25 protein-coding genes are annotated in these 20,504 nt (G+C 67.7%); 16 read left to right on the plus strand and 9 right to left on the minus strand.

Translation table 11 applies throughout. The features are described from left to right. Nucleotides 1–13: 13 nt before the first annotated feature. Nucleotides 14–1,654 carry an acyl-CoA carboxylase subunit beta gene (locus tag ON19_RS05895; protein ID WP_043688075.1) on the minus strand — a complete coding sequence of 547 codons (1,641 nt, stop codon included), beginning with the start codon at nt 1,652–1,654 and terminating at the stop codon, nt 14–16. Between the two features lie 207 nt (nt 1,655–1,861). On the opposite strand from ON19_RS05895, the gene ON19_RS05900 reads away from it, so the two are divergent. Continuing rightward, a complete protein-coding gene (locus ON19_RS05900) occupies nt 1,862–2,053 on the plus strand; it encodes a hypothetical protein (protein WP_043688077.1) in 192 nt (63 codons plus the stop codon). A 28-nt stretch (nt 2,054–2,081) separates the two neighbouring features. Further along, nucleotides 2,082–2,888 (plus strand): biotin--[acetyl-CoA-carboxylase] ligase, encoded by an 807-nt coding sequence (locus ON19_RS05905; RefSeq protein ID WP_043688078.1) that lies wholly within the window; start codon nt 2,082–2,084, stop codon nt 2,886–2,888. Nucleotides 2,889–2,994: 106 nt separating this feature from the next. On the opposite strand, the gene ON19_RS05910 is transcribed toward ON19_RS05905, so the two are convergent. Further along, a complete protein-coding gene (locus tag ON19_RS05910) occupies nt 2,995–3,948 on the minus strand; it encodes an acyl-ACP desaturase (protein WP_043688144.1) in 954 nt (317 codons plus the stop codon). Nucleotides 3,949–4,107: 159 nt separating this feature from the next. Here ON19_RS05910 and ON19_RS05915 point away from each other — a divergent pair, with 159 nt between their 5' ends. The 3 genes from ON19_RS05915 to ON19_RS05925 are packed head-to-tail and all read left to right on the plus strand — an operon-like array spanning nt 4,108 to nt 6,654. Further along, nucleotides 4,108–4,653: a PH domain-containing protein gene (locus tag ON19_RS05915; RefSeq protein ID WP_043688080.1), complete on the plus strand. Its 546-nt coding sequence runs from the start codon at nt 4,108–4,110 to the stop codon at nt 4,651–4,653. Between the two features lie 17 nt (nt 4,654–4,670). Continuing rightward, entirely contained in the window at nt 4,671–5,348 is a 678-nt protein-coding gene (locus ON19_RS05920) for a response regulator transcription factor (RefSeq protein ID WP_043688083.1), read from the plus strand. 1 nt (nt 5,349) lies between these two features. Continuing rightward, the gene (locus tag ON19_RS05925) at nt 5,350–6,654 is read left to right on the plus strand and encodes a sensor histidine kinase (protein WP_043688084.1); all 1,305 of its coding nucleotides are present in this window, start codon (nt 5,350–5,352) and stop codon (nt 6,652–6,654) included. Nucleotide 6,655: 1 nt separating this feature from the next. Here ON19_RS05925 and ON19_RS05930 read toward each other — a convergent pair whose 3' ends face one another. Continuing rightward, entirely contained in the window at nt 6,656–7,195 is a 540-nt protein-coding gene (locus ON19_RS05930) for a GtrA family protein (protein WP_043688086.1), read from the minus strand. Between the two features lie 39 nt (nt 7,196–7,234). Here ON19_RS05930 and ON19_RS05935 point away from each other — a divergent pair, with 39 nt between their 5' ends. Genes ON19_RS05935 through ON19_RS05945 form a run of 3 tightly spaced genes read left to right on the plus strand, consistent with a single transcriptional unit; the run spans nt 7,235 to nt 9,708 of the window. Beyond that, nucleotides 7,235–8,455 carry a 5-(carboxyamino)imidazole ribonucleotide synthase gene (locus tag ON19_RS05935; RefSeq protein ID WP_043688088.1) on the plus strand — a complete coding sequence of 407 codons (1,221 nt, stop codon included), beginning with the start codon at nt 7,235–7,237 and terminating at the stop codon, nt 8,453–8,455. Further along, a complete protein-coding gene (gene purE, locus ON19_RS05940; RefSeq protein WP_043688091.1) occupies nt 8,448–8,963 on the plus strand; it encodes a 5-(carboxyamino)imidazole ribonucleotide mutase in 516 nt (171 codons plus the stop codon). The genes ON19_RS05935 and purE overlap by 8 nt, the downstream gene beginning before the upstream one ends. A gap of 46 nt (nt 8,964–9,009) precedes the next feature. Beyond that, nucleotides 9,010–9,708, plus strand: coding sequence for a phosphotransferase (locus tag ON19_RS05945; protein ID WP_218006377.1), 699 nt, complete (start codon nt 9,010–9,012; stop codon nt 9,706–9,708). Nucleotides 9,709–9,723: 15 nt separating this feature from the next. Here the strand turns inward: ON19_RS05945 and ON19_RS05950 are convergent, their stop codons facing one another. After that, nucleotides 9,724–9,951 carry a helix-turn-helix domain-containing protein gene (locus tag ON19_RS05950; protein ID WP_051168574.1) on the minus strand — a complete coding sequence of 76 codons (228 nt, stop codon included), beginning with the start codon at nt 9,949–9,951 and terminating at the stop codon, nt 9,724–9,726. Between the two features lie 69 nt (nt 9,952–10,020). On the opposite strand from ON19_RS05950, the gene ON19_RS05955 reads away from it, so the two are divergent. Next, nucleotides 10,021–10,707, plus strand: coding sequence for a TetR family transcriptional regulator (locus tag ON19_RS05955; RefSeq protein WP_051168575.1), 687 nt, complete (start codon nt 10,021–10,023; stop codon nt 10,705–10,707). Nucleotides 10,708–10,871: 164 nt separating this feature from the next. Next, entirely contained in the window at nt 10,872–12,029 is a 1,158-nt protein-coding gene (locus ON19_RS05960; RefSeq protein ID WP_043688095.1) for an acyl-CoA dehydrogenase, read from the plus strand. Between the two features lie 306 nt (nt 12,030–12,335). Here ON19_RS05960 and ON19_RS05965 read toward each other — a convergent pair whose 3' ends face one another. Beyond that, nucleotides 12,336–12,824 carry a hypothetical protein gene (locus ON19_RS05965; RefSeq protein ID WP_043688097.1) on the minus strand — a complete coding sequence of 163 codons (489 nt, stop codon included), beginning with the start codon at nt 12,822–12,824 and terminating at the stop codon, nt 12,336–12,338. A gap of 266 nt (nt 12,825–13,090) precedes the next feature. Here ON19_RS05965 and ON19_RS05970 point away from each other — a divergent pair, with 266 nt between their 5' ends. Beyond that, nucleotides 13,091–13,975 carry a helix-turn-helix domain-containing protein gene (locus tag ON19_RS05970; protein ID WP_043688099.1) on the plus strand — a complete coding sequence of 295 codons (885 nt, stop codon included), beginning with the start codon at nt 13,091–13,093 and terminating at the stop codon, nt 13,973–13,975. Next, a complete protein-coding gene (locus ON19_RS05975) occupies nt 13,972–14,178 on the plus strand; it encodes a DUF397 domain-containing protein (RefSeq protein WP_043688147.1) in 207 nt (68 codons plus the stop codon). Before ON19_RS05970 ends, ON19_RS05975 begins: the two co-directional genes overlap by 4 nt. A 63-nt stretch (nt 14,179–14,241) precedes the next feature. On the opposite strand, the gene ON19_RS05980 is transcribed toward ON19_RS05975, so the two are convergent. After that, nucleotides 14,242–15,189, minus strand: a complete 948-nt coding sequence (locus ON19_RS05980; protein ID WP_043688101.1) for a TetR/AcrR family transcriptional regulator C-terminal domain-containing protein — start codon at nt 15,187–15,189, stop codon at nt 14,242–14,244. Between the two features lie 224 nt (nt 15,190–15,413). Between ON19_RS05980 and ON19_RS05985 the strand changes: the two genes are divergently transcribed. Both ON19_RS05985 and ON19_RS05990 read left to right on the plus strand, forming a co-directional pair. After that, nucleotides 15,414–16,676, plus strand: coding sequence for an FAD-dependent monooxygenase (locus tag ON19_RS05985; RefSeq protein WP_051168576.1), 1,263 nt, complete (start codon nt 15,414–15,416; stop codon nt 16,674–16,676). Beyond that, a complete protein-coding gene (locus ON19_RS05990) occupies nt 16,667–17,116 on the plus strand; it encodes a VOC family protein (RefSeq protein ID WP_043688103.1) in 450 nt (149 codons plus the stop codon). The genes ON19_RS05985 and ON19_RS05990 overlap by 10 nt, the downstream gene beginning before the upstream one ends. Before the next feature lie 43 nt (nt 17,117–17,159). Here ON19_RS05990 and ON19_RS05995 read toward each other — a convergent pair whose 3' ends face one another. Further along, entirely contained in the window at nt 17,160–17,444 is a 285-nt protein-coding gene (locus ON19_RS05995; RefSeq protein ID WP_043688104.1) for a GNAT family N-acetyltransferase, read from the minus strand. Nucleotides 17,445–17,490: 46 nt separating this feature from the next. After that, nucleotides 17,491–18,849, minus strand: a complete 1,359-nt coding sequence (locus ON19_RS06000; RefSeq protein WP_227954455.1) for an FAD-binding oxidoreductase — start codon at nt 18,847–18,849, stop codon at nt 17,491–17,493. Between the two features lie 55 nt (nt 18,850–18,904). On the opposite strand from ON19_RS06000, the gene ON19_RS06005 reads away from it, so the two are divergent. Together ON19_RS06005 and ON19_RS06010 are read left to right on the plus strand one after the other, a co-directional pair. Further along, nucleotides 18,905–19,171, plus strand: a complete 267-nt coding sequence (locus tag ON19_RS06005) for a hypothetical protein (protein ID WP_051168577.1) — start codon at nt 18,905–18,907, stop codon at nt 19,169–19,171. Between the two features lie 60 nt (nt 19,172–19,231). Then, entirely contained in the window at nt 19,232–19,741 is a 510-nt protein-coding gene (locus tag ON19_RS06010; protein ID WP_043688107.1) for a GtrA family protein, read from the plus strand. Nucleotides 19,742–19,850: 109 nt separating this feature from the next. Here the strand turns inward: ON19_RS06010 and ON19_RS06015 are convergent, their stop codons facing one another. Continuing rightward, on the minus strand, nt 19,851–20,501 hold the full coding sequence (locus tag ON19_RS06015; RefSeq protein ID WP_043688109.1) for a Type 1 glutamine amidotransferase-like domain-containing protein: 651 nt from the start codon (nt 20,499–20,501) through the stop codon (nt 19,851–19,853). Nucleotides 20,502–20,504: the final 3 nt, after the last annotated feature.

Here is a 20,504-nt window from a genome sequence, read left to right on the forward strand (position 1 = left end):
GGGTATCGCTTGATCACAGCGGGATGTTGCCGTGTTTCTTCGGCGGAAGGGTCACCATCTTGCGTTCGAGCAGTCGCAGCGCGGACACGATCTGGCCGCGGGTGTGCGACGGCGGGATCACCGCGTCCACGTAGCCGCGCTCGGCGGCGACGTACGGGTTCACGAGCGTGTCCTCGTACTCGTTCTGGAGCTCGAGCCGCAGCGCATCGACGTCTCCGCCCTCTTTGGCGGCCTGCTGCAGCTGCTTGCGGTAGACGAACCCGACGGCCCCGGAAGCGCCCATGACGGCGATCTGGGCGGTCGGCCAGGCGAGGTTCACATCGGCGCCCATGTGCTTGGAACCCATGACGTCGTAGGCGCCGCCGTAGGCCTTGCGAGTGATGATCGTGATTTTGCCCACAGTGGCCTCACCGTAGGCGTAGAGCAGCTTCGCGCCGCGCCGGATGATGCCGTTGTACTCCTGCCCGGTGCCGGGCAGGAACCCGGGCACGTCGACCAGGGTGATGATCGGGACGTTGAACGCGTCGCAGGTGCGCACGAACCGCGCGGCCTTCTCCGAGGCGTCGATGTCCAGGCAGCCCGCGAACTGGGTGGGCTGATTGGCCACGATGCCGACGCTGCGCCCGTCGATCCGGCCGAAACCGACGATGATGTTCATCGCGCGCTCGGCCTGCACCTCGAGGAACTCGTCGTCATCCAGCAGGCGACGGATCACCTCGTGCATGTCGTAGGGCTGGTTCGGCGAGTCCGGAATGATCGAGTCCAGCTCGAGATCCTCGTCGGTGAGCGAGTCCTCGATCGCGCCCGGGATCGGGTCGGTGGCCGGGAACCGCGGCGCCTCGGCGCGGTTGTTGCTCGGCAGGTAGGACAGCAGATCCTTGACGTAGTCCAGCGCGTCCTGCTCGCCGGAGGCGACGTAGTGCGCGACGCCGGACTTGGTCATGTGCGTGTGCGCGCCGCCCAGGTCCTCCATGGTGACGTCCTCACCGGTGACCGTCTTGATGACGTCCGGGCCGGTGACGAACATCTGGCTGGTGCCGTCGACCATCACGACGAAGTCGGTCAGCGCGGGGGAGTACACGTGCCCACCGGCGGCCGGGCCCATGATCAGCGAGATCTGCGGGATCACGCCCGAGGCCTGGATGTTGCGGTGGAAGATCTCGCCGTAGAGACCGAGCGAGACCACACCCTCCTGGATGCGCGCGCCCGCGCCCTCGTTGATGCCGATCAGCGGGCGGCCGGTCTTCAGGGCCAGGTCCATCACCTTGACGATCTTCTCGCCGTAGACCTCGCCGAGACTGCCACCGAACACCGTGACGTCCTGGCTGAAGATGCAGACGTCGCGGCCGTCGATGGTGCCGTAACCGGTCACCACGCCATCGCCGAGCGGACGGTTGTTCTCCAGTCCGAAGTTCACGCTGCGATGACGGGCCAGGGCGTCGAGCTCGACGAAGGAGCCCTCGTCCAGCAGGGCGAGGATGCGCTCGCGGGCGGTCATCTTGCCCTTCGCGTGCACCTTGTCGACCGCGGCCTCACCCATCGGGTGCTTGGCCTCTTCCAGCCGATTCCGCAGGTCAGCCAGCTTCCCGGCGGTGGTGTGGATATCGGGGGAGCCCGCCGGACCTGACGCGGGCTGCTGCTGGACACTCGTCATGGCTTCGGAGTGTAACCAGTACCAGTGCGTCCTTACTAACCCAGACGGTGCTACCGACGAGTAGAAAAACCGCAGCTAGATCAGATTTCCCAGACAAACTTCCTGGTCGGTAGCAGGGCTGGGAAGGCGGAAAATGAGTATCGCTCGCCGGTGGGGCCCGGATAGCCTGGGGGCGACGGATTTCCGGGCTCAGGGGAGGAGCGCGTCATGTGGGAATGGGGTAGAGCGTTCGCCGAATACGCCGCCGCCACGGCGTGGACGCAGACCACCGAAACGGCGCCGAAGTACGGCGATCCGGAGTACTGGGCCGAGACCGCCGAAGGCGAGCCGGAGGAGGGCGACGGCGCGGGCATGGCGGCACGCGACCCGATCGTCTCCGGGTACGACCTGGCCGGGTAGTGCCGTCGACTGCGAGTAGCCTGCCGGTGTGCAGAGGCCACCGTTGGATGCAGAGCAGCTGCGGCGCAGCGCCGTCGAGACGCCCGAACTGTCGTTCTTCTCGCGGATCGACGTGGTCGAGTCGACCGGGTCCACCAACGCGGACCTGATCGCGCGGGCGGCCGATCCGGACGCCGACCACGTCGTTCTGCTGGCCGAGACCCAGGTGCAGGGCCGCGGCAGGCACGCCCGGACCTGGGTCAGCCCGGCCCGTGCTCAGCTCGCGATGTCGCTGCTGGTGCGGTTGCCCGGGATCGGCCCGGCCTCGCTCGCCTGGCTGGCGCTGCTGACCGGCGTCGCCGTGGTCGACGCGCTGCGGACCACGGCCGGCGTGGCCGCGGAACTCAAATGGCCCAACGACGTGCTGATCGAGGGCCGTAAGGTCGCGGGCATCCTGGCCGAGGTCGCGGCCGGCGCGGGCGGCGGCGCGCCCGCCGTGGTGATCGGCCTCGGGCTCAACGTGAGTCTCACCGAAGCAGAACTGCCGGTGCCGCACGCCACCTCGCTGACCCTCGCCGGCGCGCGCCAGACCGATCGCACGGTGCTCGTGCGATCGCTGCTGACCGAGTTCGCGCGTCGCTTCACCGCCTGGCGTGACGCGGACTGGGCGATCGATGAACTGGCCGCCGCCTACCGTGAGCGGTGCGCCACGATCGGCACCGAGGTCCGCGCCGAGTTGCCCGGCGGCCGGGCACTGACCGGCGTCGCCGCGGACGTCGATGACTACGGCCGCCTGCTCATCGGTGGCGAAGCGGTGTCCGCGGGCGACGTCACTCATCTGCGCGCTCAGTACTGAGCGCGCGGACCCGCGCCAAGCGCGCGCTCCCCGGATCGCCCCTCGGCCGGACAGCGCGCGTGTGGCTCCCCGGATCGCCCGTTGGCCGGACAGCGCGCGGTGTGGCTCAGGTGTACCGGCCGGTGCCGCGCGTGGCCTCGCGGGCGAGCGAGCGGTCGCGCTGCTCTTCGAACTTGATCACGTCCTTGGCCAGCTTGTCCACGAACTCGCCCAGTTCCTCGCGCGCTTGCTCACCGCGCGGCCCGAGATCGGTGCGGTCGAAGACATTCCACTGTTTGAGGACCGGCTGGACGACCTCCTCCAGGTGCTGGCGCAGATCGTAGATGCCGTGCTTGGCCATCAGCACCCCGTAGCGGCGGAAGTTGGGCATCCCGGCGCCGGGCATCAGGAAGTTCGTCAGGATCCTGGTGATCGCGGGCAGCGCCTGGTCGGGCACCAGATCCAGCGCCGCGCCGCACAGGTTGCGATAGAAGATCATGTGCAGGTTCTCGTCGGCGGCGATGCGCTGCAGCATGCGATCGGCGACGGCGTCGTTGCACGCCTTGCCGGTATTCCGGTGCGACACACGGGTGGCGAGTTCCTGGAAGGTGACGTAGGCGACGCTTGTCAGGAATCCGCCCCAGCCGTCCGGCGACTGGACGCCGTTGGCCATGTGGATCATCCTGGCTTCTTCCAGGGCGACCGGATCGACGGCTCGGGTGACCACCAGGTAATCCCGCATGGCGATGCCGTGGCGGTTCTCCTCCGCGGTCCAGCGGTCCACCCAGACGCCCCACGGGCCGTCCTCGGAGAAGTTCTGCGCGATCTCCCGGTGGTAGGAGGGCAGGTTGTCCTCGGTGAGCAGATTGGTGATCATGGCGACCCGGGCGACCTCGCTGAGCTTCGATTGCTCCAGCGCCCAGTCCATGCCGCCAAGGGCGGCGAAATTGCGGCCCTGGCTCCACGGAACGTAATCGTGCGGATTCCAGTCCTTCGCCATGGAAAGGTGCCGATTCAGATTCTGCTCGGCGACCGGTTCGAGTTCGGTCAGGATTTGCAGCGGGGTCAGGTCCTTGGTCACGCGTTCCTCCACGGTCGGAATCGGTGATGATGGTGATCCGGGCGTTGCGCGGTACAGAGAGCCACTGCGCGGAATCGTCACACGCAGGCTGCTGATTGTGCAGTATGACGCGCTGCGGTGTCAGCCGATCCGGGATCTTCACGCGGTAGGGTTTTCGGCATGGGTTACCCGGAGGATGTGCTGGCGCCCGACGAACAGTTGCTGCTGCATCGCCATCCGCATTGGAAAATGCTTTTCTGGCCGATCGTGACGCTCATCGTCGCCACGGCGCTGGCCGGTTTCGCAGGGGGGCTCGCCTCACAGAAGGCCGAGGGCACCACACGCTCGGTGCTGCTGCTCACGGTGCTCGTGGTGTATGTGGCGATTCTGCTATGGCGTTGTCTCGCACCGGTTGTCAGCTGGAAGTCGACGCATTTCATCGTCACCGACCGGCGAGTGCTGGTGCGCCAGGGCGTGATCACCCACAGCGGCATCGACATCCCGATGAGCCGGGTCTCCAGCGTGCAGTTCCGGCACGGGCTGTTCGACCGGTTGCTCGGCACCGGCACGCTGGTCATCGAGTCGTCCTCCTCGGAGCCGCTGGAGTACGACGACATCCCGGCCGTCCAGCAGGTGCACGCGCTGCTGTACCACCAGGTGTTCGAGGTGGAGCGCCACCGGGACGGCCGGGACGAGCGCTGGGACGACCGTCGCAGCTACCGGTGAGCCCGTAACCTGGGCCTATGACCGCTGTACTGCTGGCCGAGGACGACGAGGCCATCGCCGCCCCGCTGTCGCGCGCGCTCGGCCGCGAGGGTTACTCGGTGACCGTCGAGAGTTTCGGCCCCGCCGTGCTGCAGCGGGCTCTGGAAGGCGGCCACGACCTGCTGATCCTCGATCTCGGCCTGCCCGGCATGGACGGGTTGGAGGTCTGCCGTCAGGTGCGCGCCCGCGGGGCCGACCTGGCCGTGCTGATGCTCACCGCGCGCACCGACGAGGTGGACTTCGTGGTGGGGCTGGACGCGGGCGCCGACGACTACGTCGGCAAGCCGTTCCGGCTCGCCGAGTTGCTCGCCCGGGTGCGAGCGCTGTTGCGGCGCAGCGGAATCGGCGACGATACGGTCGAGGTGGGCGGTATCCGTCTGGAACCCGCCGCGCGCCGGGTGCTGGTCAACGGGGTCGAAATCGGTTTGGCCAACAAGGAATACGAGCTGCTCAAGGTGCTGATCGACCGGGCGGGCCAGGTGGTGGCGCGCGAGACCATCCTGCGCGAGGTCTGGGGCGACGCGGAGTTGCGCGGCTCCAAGACCTTGGACATGCACATGTCCTGGCTGCGCCGCAAGATCGGCGACGAGGGGCCCATGGCGGAACGCCGCATCGTCACCGTTCGCGGTGTCGGATTCCGGCTGAACACCGACTGACGTGCGCCGCCGCATCCTGCGTTCGATGCTCACCGTGCTGACTCTCACCACGGTGGTGCTCGGTGTGCCGCTGATCTACACGGCGTGGTTGTGGGTGGAGGACATCACGCGAAACGACTTGCAGAACCGGCTGGATCGCATCGCCGCGGAGATCATCGCTCAGGAGCGCGACGGCATGGTGTCCGGCGAGCTGGACATCCGTTCGGTGGCGCCGCTGGTGCCCGAGAACGGCAGGCTCACCATTGTCTATCCGTCGCGGACCGACAACGCCTCGCGCCGCGACATCGGGGTGGGCGAGGTAGCGGACCCGCTGATCGAGTCGCTGTCGATGGGCACGTCGGGGTCGCTGCGCCTGGAGGTGCCCGCGGCCCCGATGCACGCCATGCAGCGCCAGGCGGTCGCGGTGGTCGCGCTGGCGGTGCTCGCCTCGCTCGGCGCGGCGGTCTCGGTCGCGGTGGTCACCGCGCGGCGGGTGGCCGACCCGCTGCGGGACGTGGCGGCGCGCGCGGCGCGGCTGGCGATGGGTGACTTCCGGCCCGACCCGCGCAGGCACGGCATCGCGGAGCTGGACCGTGTCTCCGACGTGCTCGACTCCGCGACCGTGGAGATCGCCGGACGGTTGCAGCGCGAACACGCCCTGGTGGCGGACGTCTCACATCAGTTGCGCAGCAGGCTGACCGCCGTGCGGCTGCGGCTGGACGAGCTGTCCGCGCACGCCGATCCGGAGGTGGTGCACGAGGCCGAGGAGGCGATGGCCCAGGTCGACCGGCTCACCGACGCGATCGACGACCTGGTCCGCGCCTCCCGCGACGAAGACGCGGCCGATCGCGATCCGGTGCCGGTGATGGCCGAGCTGCGCGGTGTGGTCGCCGAATGGACCCACCCGTTCACCGAGGCGGGCCGGACGCTCACCCTCACCGGTGACGAGTCGCTGCGCGCCCCGATCACGGGGTCGCGATTGCGCGAGGCGGTCGCGGTGCTGGTGGACAACGCCCTCATGCACGGCGGCGGGACCTGCACGGTGTCGGTGCGCACGGTGCGGCCGGGGGTCGGCCGCGAGCCGCTGGTGTGCGTGGAGGTGGCCGACGAAGGCCACGGGGTGCGCGACGAATTGGCGCCGCACATCTTCGATCGGGGCTTCTCCGCGGGCGGTTCCACCGGCGTGGGGCTGGCGCTGGCGCGGGCACTCGTGGAGGCGGACGGCGGGCGGCTGGAATTGCAGCGGCGCAGGCCCGCGCTGTTCGCGGTGTTCCTCGGGTCCTCGAAGGTCCGGCCGGCCAACTCGGGGGCGCCCGAGCCGCGGTGAGTCAGTTGCGGCCGAGTTCCTCTTCCACGAGATCCACGAATTCGGCTTCCAGTTCGCTCATTTCGTCCGGGAAGACCCAGCGGCGCATCGCCCAGAAACGGAACGCCATCTGCAGCAGATTGCCGATGACGAACGCGCTGATGAAGTCGGCGATGTTCTCGACCGTGAAGCTCACGTTGGGCTGGCGCAGGTCGAAGACGTAGCTGGAAATCCACAGCGGCGTGAAGGCCAGCACGACGCCGACACCGCTGACGCCGAAGAAAAGCAGCGCCTCGTGATGACGTTCCCGCCCGCCGCGATTCTTGAACGACCATTCCCGGTTCAGGATGTAGGACGCGATGACCGCGATGACGCCGGAGATGATCTTGGCCGTCACCGGTTTCTCCGCGAGCACCGTCCACTTCAGTGCGTAGAAGATGCCGCTGTCGATCACGAACGTGGTCGCGCCGACGATCGCGAACTTGATCAGTTCCCGGTGCCGGTACGCGATATCCTGCAGCGGCTTGGGGAGGACGCTGACCACGTCGTCGACGAATGACACAAGACCGGAGTGTACCGGTACCGATCATTCCCGCCGGACATGACAATATTGTCCGACGTGAGCGCACGTTCCTTCGATCCATCCGCCATGCCCACCGTGACCATGATCGGTGGCGGTCAATTGGCGCGCATGACCCACCAGGCGGCGATCGCGCTGGGCCAGCGGCTGCGCGTGCTCGCCGAGAACCCCGAGGACCCGGCCGCCCAGGTGAGCCCGGAGGTGGTGCTCGGCAGCCACACCGACCTGACCGCCCTGCGCAAGGCTGCGGTCGGTTCGCACGCGCTGACCTTCGACCACGAGCACGTGCCGACCGAGCACTTGGCGGCGCTGGTCGCGGAGGGCGTGAATGTGCAGCCGCCGCCGCAAGCGCTGGTCTACGCGCAGGACAAGCTGGCGATGCGCACCAAACTGAGCGCGCTCGGGCTGCCCGTGCCCGCGTTCACGCCGGTGACCTCGGTCGACGACGCGGTGCGGTTCGGCGAGGAGCACGGCTGGCGGATCGTGCTGAAGGCGGTGCGCGGCGGCTACGACGGGCGTGGCGTGTGGATGCCCGAGGCCGCCGAGGCCGCCGCGGCGATCGTCACCGACCAGCTCGCGCACGGCGTCCAGTTGCTCGCCGAGGCGAAGATCGACCTGAAGCGAGAGCTGTCGGCCATGGTGGCCCGTTCACCGTTCGGGCAGGCGGCGACCTGGCCGGTGGTGGAGACCGTGCAGCGCAAGGGACAGTGCGCCGTGGTGATCGCCCCCGCGCCCGACCTGCCGGAGGACACGGCCGCCGCGGCGGAGACCATGGCGTTGAATCTCGCCGGTGCACTCGGTGTGGTCGGCGTCATGGCGGTGGAGCTGTTCGAGACCGTCGACGGGAAGCTGCTGGTGAACGAGCTGGCGATGCGCCCGCACAACTCCGGCCACTGGGGGATGGACGGCGCTCGCACCGGCCAGTTCGAACAGCATCTGCGCGCGGTGCTCGACTATCCGCTGGGCGACACCACGCCGCTGGCGCCGGTCACCGTGATGGCGAACATCCTCGGCGCGCCGCAGGCTCCGGCGATGTCGATGGACGAGCGGCTGCACCACCTGTTCGCCCGGATTCCCGAGGTGAAGGTGCACCTGTACGGCAAGGGCGAGCGTCCCGACCGCAAGATCGGGCACGTCAACATCCTCGGCGACGACGTGGCCGAGGTACGGGAGAAGGCCGAGCGTGCGGCGCACTGGATGTCGCACGCGGTATGGACCGATGGATGGGATCCGCATGAGTGAAGCAGGGGTTGTGACCCCGGCGGTCGGCCTGATCATGGGCAGCGACTCCGACTGGCCGACCATGGAGGCCGCCGCCGAAGCGCTGGCGGAGTTCGGTATCCGCTTCGAGGTGGGCGTCGTCTCGGCACACCGCACCCCGCAGCGCATGCTCGACTACGCGCGCGACGCCGCCGACCGCGGGTTGAAGGTCATCATCGCCGGTGCGGGCGGCGCGGCCCACCTGCCCGGCATGGTCGCCTCCGCCACCCCGCTCCCGGTGATCGGCGTGCCGGTTCCGCTCAAGTACCTCGACGGCATGGACTCCCTGCTGTCCATCGTCCAGATGCCCGCGGGCGTCCCCGTCGCCACCGTCTCCATCGGCGGCGCCCGCAACGCGGGCCTGCTCGCCGCCCGCATCCTCGCCGCCCACGACCCAGCCCTGCGCACCCGCATGGAACAGTTCCAAGCCGGGCTCGAGCAGATGGTCCTGGAAAAAGACGACGCTTTGCGCACCAAGCTCCTGGGCTGAGCCGCACGCGGTGCCGGAAGTTCCGCTGCGTGGGGGTGTTGTCAACGTGGTAGTTCGAGTCGGCGACACCGTTCGCCGCCATCCGGGCCCGCGTGCTGAATTCGTCCACGAACTACTCGCCCGGTTCGAGCAGTTCAGGTGGGCGGGCGCGCCTCGCTTGCTGGGCATGGACGACCGAGGCCGCGAGATCCTCACCTACCTGGACGGGTACGTGCCGGTCGATGGGCACCGCTCACCGTCGATCGGCACCCGAGCGGCGTTGGCGCGGGTAGCGGAGCTGGTCCGCGCGTTCCACGACCTGACCGCGGGCACCGACCTCGCCGCAGGCGAGGAAGTGGTCTGCCACAACGATCTGTCACCGAAGAACACCGTTTACCGAGACCACGGCGACGGCATGCGGCCGGTGGGATTCCTGGATTGGGACCTCGCTGCTCCCGGGCGGCGAATTCACGATCTGGCGCACGCGTGCTGGCAATATCTCGATCTCGGCCCCGGCATCAGCGATATCCGAGCGACCGCGACGTTGCTGCGGCTGATGTGTGACGCCTACGGAACCGGCGAACGCGACGAACTCATCGACGCGGTGCTGTGGTGGCAGGACCGATGTCAGCGCGGAATCGAAGCCGCCGCCGCGGCAGGCGAACCCGCGATGGTGCGCCTCCGCGCGGATGGCGTGCCCGCACGCATCCGCGCCGCACACCGGTGGGTCGCCGAGCACCGCGCCGAACTGGAAGCCGCGTTGTAATCGACCGGCTCGTGGTCAGATGCCGAGGTCGTGGCCGAGTTGCGCCAGTTCGTCCATCGCGGCCAGGCTCTCGGCCTCGGCTCGACGCTGGTACTGCTCCAAGTCGTTGTAGCGAACCCGGCGGTGCCGCCCGACCTGGCGGAACGGGATCTCGCCTGCATCCGGGAGCGCCACAACGAAGGGCTGCGATATCTTCAACATGGCCGCTGCCTGCAGTGTGGTGAGTTCGGCATGTGAGGGCACTACAGCAAAATAATCGAAACGATCCGGCGTGGGGAACCTTTGCCTTCGGCTCCTGACTACGGTGAGTGCGTGACTACAGGGGATATCGCTCGGACGCGGGGAGGCGACGACACCGCGCATTTTCGGCTCACGGTGGTGGATCAGGCGTTGCGGTTGTTCGCCGAGAAGGGGTACGAGGCGACGAGTGTGGACGAGATCGCGGAGGCGGCGGGGATCTCCCGGCGGACGTTCTTCCGGCAGTTCCGGTCGAAAGAGGACGTGATCTTCGCCGATCACGAGTCACAGCTGGCGCAGGCGGCGGAGTTCCTATCCGCGTCGCGCGAGGACCCGTGGGAGGCGGTGTGCGCTGCGGTGGTGCTGGTGTTCGAGCGATTCACGCAGTGGCGGGAGATCGCGGCGCGGCGGTATCAAGTGGTGCGCCGGGTGCCCGCGCTGCGGGAGCGGGAGATCGTCACGGTGTTCCGCTACGAGCGGTTGTTCACCGACTACCTGCGCGAGCGGCTGCCCGAGGTCCCCGATCTGGCACGGGTGCAGTTCACCGCCGCGGTGACGGCGACGCACAACTATCTGCTGCGCCGGATGGTGCGCGGCGAATCGGATGCGGGCGCCGCTGACCTGCGGGTGGAGCTGTCCGCGATTCCGCGCGGCGCCGGGCGTGCCGCGAACGCCGACGAACTGGTGGTCGCCGTGTTCCCGCGCGACGCCCCGCCCAGGCAGATCGCAGATTTGCTGGTCCGCAAGCTCGGTACGCTGTGAGCTGGCTAGAAGTGCGATCGATCTGACACTGAGTGCCACGTCATCTCCCCATGTGATCAGCGTTCATGTGGGTATACTTGACCAAGATGTGGCACTGAGTGCCGATACGCTGACTTCGCTCGGCGGAAATCAGCGGTCACCACCGACGACCAGGAGTGAGCCCGATGGCGGGAAACCCCGATTTCGACCTGTTCAAGCTCGAGGACTTCCACGATGAGCTGCGCGCCGCGATCCGTGCTCTCGCGGAGAAGGAGATCGCCCCGCACGCCAAGGACGTCGACGGCAACTCCCGCTTCCCGGAGGAGGCGCTGACCGCCCTCAACGCCTCCGGCTTCAACGCCGTGCACGTGCCCGAGGCCTACGGCGGCCAGGGCGCCGACTCGGTGGCCACCTGCATCGTGATCGAAGAGGTCGCCCGGGTCTGCGGCTCGTCCTCGCTGATCCCCGCCGTCAACAAGCTCGGCACCATGGGCCTGATCCTGAACGGCTCCGAGGAGCTGAAGCAGAAGGTGCTGCCGGACATCGTCAACGGCGAGATGGCCTCCTACGCGCTGTCCGAGCGCGAGGCGGGCTCCGACGCGGCCAGCATGCGCACCCGGGCCAAGCGGGAGGGTGACGACTGGATCATCAACGGCTCCAAGTGCTGGATCACCAACGGCGGCAAGTCCTCCTGGTACACCGTGATGGCGGTGACCGACGCGGAGAAGGGCGCCAACGGCATCTCGGCGTTCCTGGTGCACAAGGATGACGAGGGCTTCGTGGTCGGCCCGCTGGAGCACAAGCTCGGCATCAAGGGCTCGCCCACCGCCGAGCTGTACTTCGAGAACTGCCGGGTGCCGGGTGACCGCATCGTCGGCGAGCCGGGCACCGGCTTCAAGACCGCGCTGCAGACCCTCGACCACACCCGCCCCACCATCGGCGCGCAGGCCGTCGGCCTCGCCCAGGGCGCGCTGGACGCGGCCATCGCCTACACGAAGGACCGCAAGCAGTTCGGCAAGTCGATCGCCGACTTCCAGAACACCCAGTTCATGCTCGCCGACATGGCGATGAAGGTCGAGGCCGCTCGCCTCATGGTGTACACCTCGGCCGCCCGCGCCGAGCGCGGCGAGCAGAACCTCGGCTTCATCTCCGCCGCCGCCAAGTGCTTCGCCTCCGACGTCGCCATGGAAGTCACCACCAACGCCGTCCAGCTGTTCGGCGGCGCGGGTTACACCACCGATTTCCCGGTCGAGCGCATGATGCGCGACGCCAAGATCACTCAGATCTACGAGGGCACCAACCAGATCCAGCGTCTGGTGATGTCGCGCGCGCTGCTGAAGTGATGTTTCGCTGAAGACCGACTGCCGTCCCGGTTCGTGCACCGCGACGGCAGTCGGCTTCTACCCACCGCGGCCTTCAATTCGATAAGTCGCTGTCAGGGCTCCAAGTAGAGGCGTTCGCACGGCAGCCTGGGGTAGCCGTCGGTGTCGTCTGTGGATACTTCTACGGCGTCGTGCCAGTGGCGGGCGCGCCATTCCTGGACGAAAAGGCATGCGGCCGTGACGCAGGCGATGAAGTCGAGGCGAGCGCCGTGCCAGAACACCGACAGGTGAACATCCGGCTCGGATGGGATGGGGGATGTTGGGCGGTCAGGCATATGCCGCCCATCGCTTACGGCGCGCGATCTTTTCGGCCACGCAGCTGCGGATCGCAGCGACGACCAGACGACCGGAGGGGCGAAATGCCGTGTTCGGCCGCGTTGTCCACGCACGGAACCGGATTCCTCGATCTGCGGGGCTCGGCAGCGCGATAGTTCCGCCGTAACGAACGATGGACACGTTCAAGCGGAACATCTCGGCGAACAGCCGTACGTCGTCCGGCAGGTCCGGCCGGATGATGAACGTCCACCGTTTCGACCGTGGATGCGACAGAATCGGCCCCAGCTCGTGGCCGTGGTTCTGCATCCACACCTTCACGTGTTGACCCAGCACAGCGGGCATGGTCACTGCCCAGACCATTCCGGTTCGGACGATGATGCGTCCGATCTGGGGAGGGTCCACGATCGCGGGCAGACCGCACACCTGCCGGTAGTAGTGGCAGCGAGACAACGGCGTGTCGCCGAACGCTATGTGGCGCATCGAGACCTCTGCTTCATCGGAGGGGTTCAGGTGCGCGCCCGGTCCCCGACGACCCCGGATCGAGAACGAGGGCGGGAGCGAACTTCGTTGTGGGGTCCGCGTTTCCGCATTCCCTGCCGGGCGCAGCTTCAGAGAACCACTGGACGTGCCCGATGAACTACGTGAAGATGAGATCTCATCAGCTCCACCAGCACGTTTTTCATTCTGCATTGAGAATTGGCCCGGAGATGAGAAGCCCGGGCCGCCCAAGTAGACAGGAACGCGGCATGGCCGAAAGCGGTGGCTCGACCCTCCCTCGTCGTCAGCTCGGCAGACACCTGCGCAACGGTCGCGAAGCGGCCGGATTGACGTTGGCTGATGTCGGTGAACGGATGCAGTGGAGTGTCAGCACTGTTCAGCGGATGGAAGTGGGCAAGACCGAGCGAATCCGCACCGTCGATATCGAAGCGCTGTGCAAGATCTACGACTTCACCGAGGAGTACACGAACGCCCTGGTCGGGCTCGCGAACCAGGCCAGTGTGAAGTCGTGGTGGCATGAGTTCGGCGACCTGATTCCGCAGAACTTCGATGTGTTCGTGGACTTGGAAGCCACCGCGCGGGCTTTGACCTGGTACGAACCGGAACTGGTTCCGGGGATCTTCCAGACCCCCGCGTACGCGAGTGGGCTGATTCGCGCTGGCTACCCGGACGAGACACCGCTGGAACACGAGCGTCGGGTACACCTCCGACGCAAGCGCCAAGCGCTGATCACACGCAAAACGAAACCCGTACTCGTGAACGCCATCCTTCGAGAGTCCGTGCTACGCGGGATCGTCGGTGACGATCGCGTCATGTCCGCCCAACTCCGTCACCTGGTGGACCTCATGGCTTTGCCTAACGTCACGATCCGGGTGCTTCCTTTCTCCGCCGGATTCCCCATGGGCGTGGCCGTCGGGCCGTTCGTGATTTTGAAGTCCGGGGGTGACGGCAAGCGGCAGCCGAAGGAGCCTACAGTTGTCTACGTCGAGAGCTACACAGGCGATCTTTACCTGGAGAAGCTCGGCGCTGTGCGCCGGTATGTCGATGCCTACCAGCAGTTCGAGCGCGCGGCGCTGAACCCGGATCAGAGTAAAAACCTGCTCCGGCAGATAGCAAGGGAGTGCGCACGGTGAATACTGGCCTATCCGGGGCGAAGTGGTTCAAGAGCCGCCACAGCGGGGCTGACAAAGCATGCGTCGAGGTCGCTTTCCTCGAGGGAGGCCACGTCGGCGTGCGGGACTCGAAGAACCCGACCGGCCCCGCATTGGTGTTCACCCCGGACACCTGGAATACCTTCACCGCCGGCATCGCTGACGGCGACCGCCAGCCCTCCTGACGGCCTCCACGAGTGGCACATGGTTGCGGTGAATCGCGAGTAGACCTCTCAGTGGTGTGCCACTCACGGACGCAGCAGGGTGGCGAAGCCGTCGAGATGGCGTGCGAGGCCGTATTCGAACAGCTCGTTGAGGTTCGGGGACGGGTTTTGGGGGATGGTGGCCAGGAGCGGGAATTGTCCGCTGTCGAGGAGTTCGCGTGCTCGGGACCGTAGCGCGATCCGCCATCGGTCGAGTGTCATACCGGTGTCCTGTTCCGCTTCGACTTCCTCCGCCATCGAGGAAGCCAGCGCGACGACCAGTGCGTGCAGGGTGAGTGCTTCCTGCATCCGTGTGGTCATGGGCAGCCCGAGTCCGTCGAGGGCGCGCAGCGTCCACTCGGTTTGCGCCATCATGTTGGGCGCGAGCAGGGGGCGAGTGAACGAGATGACCTTGGGCAGCCACAGGTGCCGCTGGCACAGCTGCCATTGCCTGCGGGCGATCAGTTCGAGCTTGGCGCGCCACCCGTCCGGCCCCGGCTCGGGTAGCTCGAGTTCACCGAAGGCCATGTCGGCCATCTGTGTCAGCAGTTCGTCTTTGTTGGCCACGTGCCGGTACAGCGACATCGGGGCGACGCCGAGTTCGGCCGCGAGTCGTCGCATCGACACCACGTCCAGCCCCTCGGTGTCGGCGATCCTGATCGCGTTGCGAACCAAGTGGTTCCGGTTCAGTGCCTGATCGGAGAGGGCGGACGGCCGTGGTGTGGTGGCGGGGTGGGGCGCCGCCGGAGCGGGCGGCCGTGCACGGGGGCTGACCACCGTGCCGGAACCGATCCGCGCTTCGACCAGCCCCTCCTCGCGGAGGGTCGCCGTCACTCTGGTCGCGGTCGCGACCGCGACGCCCCATCGCTGGGCGATCTGCCGGATGGAGGGCACCCGATCGCCGGGGCGCAGATCGCCGGTCTCGATCCGGGCGCGGATCTCCGCGACGATCGTCCGGTACGGCGGTTCCGGCCGCTGCGCGGATGACGACATTGGGCTCTCCGATCCATCACTTCAGGACACTGCCAACCGCAAGTGTACTAGTTCAATTCTGGCTCATCTAGTGCACTTATTTGCCTGCGAGATAGCGTATTTCGACTTGCGCAGCTACGGTTGTCCACAGATCAAATACGCCGTACGCACACAATGCGCGTGGCGAACGGCCCTCGCCGTAGCCGTCCACCTCGATCGGCAGTCACTGTCAGCAGGGAGTACGTATGAAGAATCGGAGCATCCTCATCTCCGGGGCCGGGATCGCCGGGCCGACCCTGGCGTACTGGCTGGGTAAGTACGGTTTCCATCCGACGGTGGTGGAGCGCGCGGCCGCACCTCGCAGCGGTGGTCACGCCGTCGATATACGCGGTACCGCCCGGCAAGTGGCCGAGCGCACCGGCATCGTCGCCGAGGTCCGGCAGGCGCACACCGGAGCGCGCGGTATGGCGTTCGTCGATCGCGAGGGCAAACGGGTCGCATCGATGGGTACCGACGTATTCGGACACTCGGGCGGGCCCGTCGCCGAGATGGCGATTCTCCGTACCGATTTGGCCCGGATCCTCTACGACACGACCCGTGACGACGTCGAGTACCTCTTCGATGACTCGATCACCGCGGTCGAACAGGACGACGACGGCGTGCGCGTCGACTTCGAGAAAGGCGGATCCCGGCGATTCGACCTGCTGATCGGTGCGGACGGTGTGCACTCCAACGTCCGCGCGCTGGTCTTCGGGCCAGAGCAGCACTACATCCGCGGTCTCGGCTGCTACGTATCGCTGTTCAGTACTACCACCGCGCTCGAGCACGATGGTTGGCAGTTGATGTACACCATGCCCGGCGGCGACGGTCGACCCGGCAGGACAGCCGGCCTGTATCCGAAACCCGTTGCCGGAGAGGCGTTGGCGGGGTTCTTCCTGCGCTCGGCATCGCTGCGATACGACAAGCGGGATATCGACGAGCAGAAGCGGATCGTCGTCTCCGCCTTCGAGGGCGACGCGTGGGAGATCCCCCGGATGCTCGCGACGATCTGGGAGGCGCCCGATTTCTATTTCGACCGGGTCGACCAGGTTCACGTGGACACCTGGTCACGCGGCCGGACGGTACTTCTCGGGGATGCGGGCTACTGCGCCTCGCCGATGTCGGGCATCGGTACCAGCCTGGCGCTCGTCGGAGCGTATGTCCTGGCCGGCGAACTCGCCGCGGCCGATGGTGACCATCGCGTCGCCTACGCCGCCTACGAGCGGGAGATGCGCGAGTTCGTCGAGCACGCCCAAAAGTTCGCCCGCAGCGCCGGCGACGGCGGCCTGATGCCGGACTCACGTGCCCAGCTCCGGCTGCGCAACCTGTCCGTCCGGATGCTGCCGTTGCTGCCCAGACGCCTGGTCGGGCGAGGCATGGAAAGAGTCGCCGATGCGGTCGAACTGAAGGACTACACGAAGTTCACACGGGTCGCGGCACGCAACAGAGGAGGACAAGCATGCGAGTGAGTACGTTCCTGTGGTTCGACGGCCAGGCCGAGCAGGCCGCCGACCACTACACGGGGCTGATCGCGGACTCCGAGATCCTCGACGTACAGCGCGCCGCGGACGGTCGCGCGACCACCGTCACCTTCGAACTGGCCGGACAGCGGTACATCGCCTACAACGGTGGACCGCAGTTCGCCTTCACCGGAGCGCTCTCGATGTACGTCGACTGCGATACGCAGGAGGAGGTGGACATCGTGTGGGCGGGCCTCACCGATGGCGGCCACGAAGGGCCGGGCGGTTCACTGACCGACCGTTTCGGCGTGACCTGGCAGGTCATTCCGAAAGCTCTGGGTGAGCTGCTGGGCAGTGCCGAACCGGACGCGGCCGAACGGATTCTGACCGCGGTGCACGGCATGACGAAGATCGAAATCCGAGGCTTGCTCGCGGCGCGCGGCCGTTGAGACCGGCTTCGGGGTGCGGTGCAGGACGGTTGTCCTGGGCCGGTCAGGAGACCAAGTCCGCGTACTCCCGGTGTTCGGCGATGTACTTCTCCACGTACCAGCAGGTGGGGATGACGGAGAACCCGTCGGCGCGGGAGTCGTCGAGGGCGAATCCGACGACCTGGGCGGCTACTCCCCGGCCCCGGAATTCGGGGAAGGTCATGGTGTGGTGGAAGTCGCGGACTTTGGGATTCTCGCGTTCGGCGTAGTCGGCGTACCCGGCGAGGGTGTCGTCGATGTAGATCTCGAAACGGGTGTCGGCGACGTTGTGCTCGAGCCTGGTCGTCATGTTCGGGTAGAACTCCTTGTCGGCGGGGTATGTTCCGTTGCGGCGGTCACAGGATCGCGCCGGGGTTGAGGATGCCGTCGGGATCGAGCGCGTCCTTGATGCGCCGGGTCAGGGCCATCACGTCGGGGCCGAGCTGATCGGGCAGCCACGCCTTCTTCAATCGTCCGACGCCGTGCTCACCGGTGATGGTGCCGCCGAGGGCGATGGCCAGATCCATGATCTCGCCGAAAGCGCGGTGCGCCCGCGCGGTGAGGTCCGCGTCGGCAGGGTCGTGCACGATCAACGGGTGGGTGTTGCCGTCGCCCGCGTGCGCGATCACCGACACCGTCACCGCGTTGCGTTCGGCGATCTCGGCGATGCCGGTCACCAGCTCGCCGAGCCGGGGCAGCGGCACGCCGACGTCCTCGAGCAGCAGCGGCCCGAGTTTCTCCACGGCGGGAATCGCGAAACGCCGTGCGGCCGCGAATGCCTCGCCCTCGCTGGGGTCCTCGGTGTGGAAAACCTCTGTCGCGCCTGCCTTCTCGCAGGCCGCCGCCATGATCTCGGCCTCGCGCCTGGCGAATTCGCCGGGTGCGTCGGAACGCGCGACCAGCAGCGCGGCCGCCTGCCGGTCCAGACCCATGCGCAACTCGTCTTCCACGGCGTTGATCGACACCGAGTCCATGAACTCGAGCATCGACGGCCGCAGTTCACCGGTGATCGTCAGGATCGCCTCGGTGGCCGCGGTGAGCGTGGCGAAGCTCGCGACGACCGTGCTCTGCGGCGGTTGCGCGGGCAGCAGGCGCAGGGTGAGCTCCGTGATCACCCCGAGCGTGCCCTCGCTGCCGACGAACAGTTTGGTCAGCGACAACCCGGCCGAGTCCTTCAAACGCGGGCCGCCGAGCCGCACGACGGCGCCATCGGCGAGCACGACCTGCATCCCGAGCACGTAATCGGTGGTCACGCCGTACTTGACGCAGCACAGCCCGCCCGCGTTGGTCGCGGCGTTGCCGCCGATCGAACAGATCTCGAACGAGGACGGGTCGGGCGGGTACCACAGACCGTGCTCCGCGACCGCGCGCTTGACCTCGGCGTTCAGCAGTCCCGGCTGCACCACCGCGGTCCGCGTCACCGGATCGACGGAGATCTCGCGCATCCGCTCGGTGGTCAGCACGATCGCTCCGTCGACGGCGGTCGCGCCGCCGGACAGCCCGGAACCGGCTCCGCGTGGGATCACCGGGACGCGGTGCGCGGTGGCCCACCGCAGCGTCGCGGCCACGTCTTCGGTGCTGGTGGCACGCACCACGGCCAGGGGGGTGCCCGCGTCGGGGTCGCGCGCCCAGTCCTGCCGGTAGCCGGCGATCAGGTCGGCGTCGGTGAGCACCGTGCCGTCGGGAAGAGCCGCGATCAGGTCATGCAGGTCCACAACCTTCACGCTAGCCTCCGGCGCCCGGAATTTGCTGATCGGCCGACCCCCGCGCGTGTGGCAAACGAAAGCCATCGATCCCGACGTGCTGCGCCGGGTGCACGCGGGCGAGCACGAGGAATGGCTGAACGGGCTGGACCGCTCGGGTGTCTTCGGCAAGGAGGCGCCGGCCGACCTGGCCGACACCTGGCGTCGCGACCCCCGCGAGTTGCTGGAGGCGCTGCCGGCGGAGGCCGACGACGTCGCGCGGCGACGCTGCCTCGCGGCCTGGTCCGGTTTGGATAACAGCGACGATGGCCCCAGCCGGGCACAGATCAGCTGAGCCACCGGCCGGTCGCCGCCCGCTCATCTGACGGACACCTACCGCTGGCACGCTGATCGCGTGCACGAGCTGTCCGAGACCGCCGACACGATCGCCGACCGGTTCACCCACTGGTGCGAGGCCGTCATCGGCCGCTTGCCGTTCGGGCTGAATCGTCTTGTCCCGCCGACCTTCCTCGGCTTCGCGCTGATCAACAGCGGCACCTTCGCTGTCGACTTGGCGCTGCTCACCGTCTTGCACGGTTGGTTCGATCTGCCGATCTGGTTGTCGGTGACCGTGGCCTACGTGTGCGCGTTCGGACTCAGCTTCGTGCTCAACCGCACGTTCAACTTCCATTCGCACGCGCCGGTCGGCAGGCAGGCCGCGGTGTACGTCGTGGTGGTGATCGTCAACTATCTCGCGTTCATCCTCGGCGTCGGCAGCGGACTCGCCGCGCTCGGCCTGCAGTATCACGTGTCCCGCTTGCTGGCGGGCGCGTGCGAGGCCGTCTACATGTACAGCGCGATGCGCTGGGTGGTCTTCCGCCGCTCGGTCGAGCCGAGACCGGAACTGATACCCGGCGCGAACTGAGGTGCTGGTCGCGAGCGCCGCTCACCCGCGGCGCGGGCGGGCACAGCGCGTCATCCGACCGCGCCGTGTTCTCGAGCAGCGCGGGCCGGTCTGCGGCTGCCGACTTCCATCACGGCACAGGATTGATCAGCACTTCGGTGCGCGGACCGTCGACGACGATCGCGTCGTTGTCGGTCAGCGCCCAGTGCTCGACGCCTTCGGCGCGGTAACGGGCCGCGAGCCGAGTGCAGTGACCGTCGGGGTCGGTGGCCGAATCGATGTGCGGCACGATGCGGCGATCGACCAATCCCAGCCCGTCCCACCGCGGTTCGATTCCGCAGGCCGGTTCCACCTCGGCCGGATCGTCGGCCGACTCCAGGCCGTGCAGGTCCGGGGTCAGCACACAGGCGCCGGCACTGTATCCGGCGTAGACCAGCGCATCGGCGGCGAGCAGCCGGGGGAGGACCCGGTCCGCGCCGCTGCGGGCGAACTGGGCGCGCAACACGAACGTGTTGCCGCCGCGCACCCACACCAGCGGGAATTCGGTTAGCGTCCGTTCCAACTCGGCTTCCTGGCCGACGAACTCGCGCAGGTCGAGCACCTCCGGGGTGTAGCCGAGCTTGCGCAGTGGCGTCATGTCACTGGTCACGGCTCCGGCCCACGCTTCCGGCCAGGCGTCGCAGGCATTCGGTATCAGCGCGACCCGGCCGGGCGGGCCGGCGAGTGCCACGAGCCGGTCGTAGTGCGCCCCGAAGCGGTAGCTGGACAGGAAGAGTCGCACCGC

Source organism: Nocardia abscessus NBRC 100374 (assembly GCF_000308455.1).
GTDB lineage: Bacteria > Actinomycetota > Actinomycetes > Mycobacteriales > Mycobacteriaceae > Nocardia > Nocardia abscessus.

Excerpts from the sequence above, each read along its gene's own strand:
- ON19_RS05895 (WP_043688075.1), bottom strand. The coding sequence starts at position 1,654 with ATGACGAGTGTCCAGCAGCAGCCCGCGTCAGGTCCGGCGGGCTCCCCC.
- ON19_RS05960 (WP_043688095.1), top strand. The coding sequence starts at position 10,872 with ATGGCGGGAAACCCCGATTTCGACCTGTTCAAGCTCGAGGACTTCCAC.
- ON19_RS05900 (WP_043688077.1), top strand. The coding sequence starts at position 1,862 with ATGTGGGAATGGGGTAGAGCGTTCGCCGAATACGCCGCCGCCACGGCG.
- ON19_RS05995 (WP_043688104.1), bottom strand. The coding sequence starts at position 17,444 with ATGACGACCAGGCTCGAGCACAACGTCGCCGACACCCGTTTCGAGATC.
- ON19_RS05980 (WP_043688101.1), bottom strand. The coding sequence starts at position 15,189 with ATGTCGTCATCCGCGCAGCGGCCGGAACCGCCGTACCGGACGATCGTC.
- ON19_RS05990 (WP_043688103.1), top strand. The coding sequence starts at position 16,667 with ATGCGAGTGAGTACGTTCCTGTGGTTCGACGGCCAGGCCGAGCAGGCC.
- ON19_RS05965 (WP_043688097.1), bottom strand. The coding sequence starts at position 12,824 with ATGCGCCACATAGCGTTCGGCGACACGCCGTTGTCTCGCTGCCACTAC.
- purE (WP_043688091.1), top strand. The coding sequence starts at position 8,448 with ATGAGTGAAGCAGGGGTTGTGACCCCGGCGGTCGGCCTGATCATGGGC.
- ON19_RS05915 (WP_043688080.1), top strand. The coding sequence starts at position 4,108 with ATGGGTTACCCGGAGGATGTGCTGGCGCCCGACGAACAGTTGCTGCTG.
- ON19_RS05985 (WP_051168576.1), top strand. The coding sequence starts at position 15,414 with ATGAAGAATCGGAGCATCCTCATCTCCGGGGCCGGGATCGCCGGGCCG.
- ON19_RS05920 (WP_043688083.1), top strand. The coding sequence starts at position 4,671 with ATGACCGCTGTACTGCTGGCCGAGGACGACGAGGCCATCGCCGCCCCG.
- ON19_RS05970 (WP_043688099.1), top strand. The coding sequence starts at position 13,091 with ATGGCCGAAAGCGGTGGCTCGACCCTCCCTCGTCGTCAGCTCGGCAGA.
- ON19_RS05935 (WP_043688088.1), top strand. The coding sequence starts at position 7,235 with ATGACAATATTGTCCGACGTGAGCGCACGTTCCTTCGATCCATCCGCC.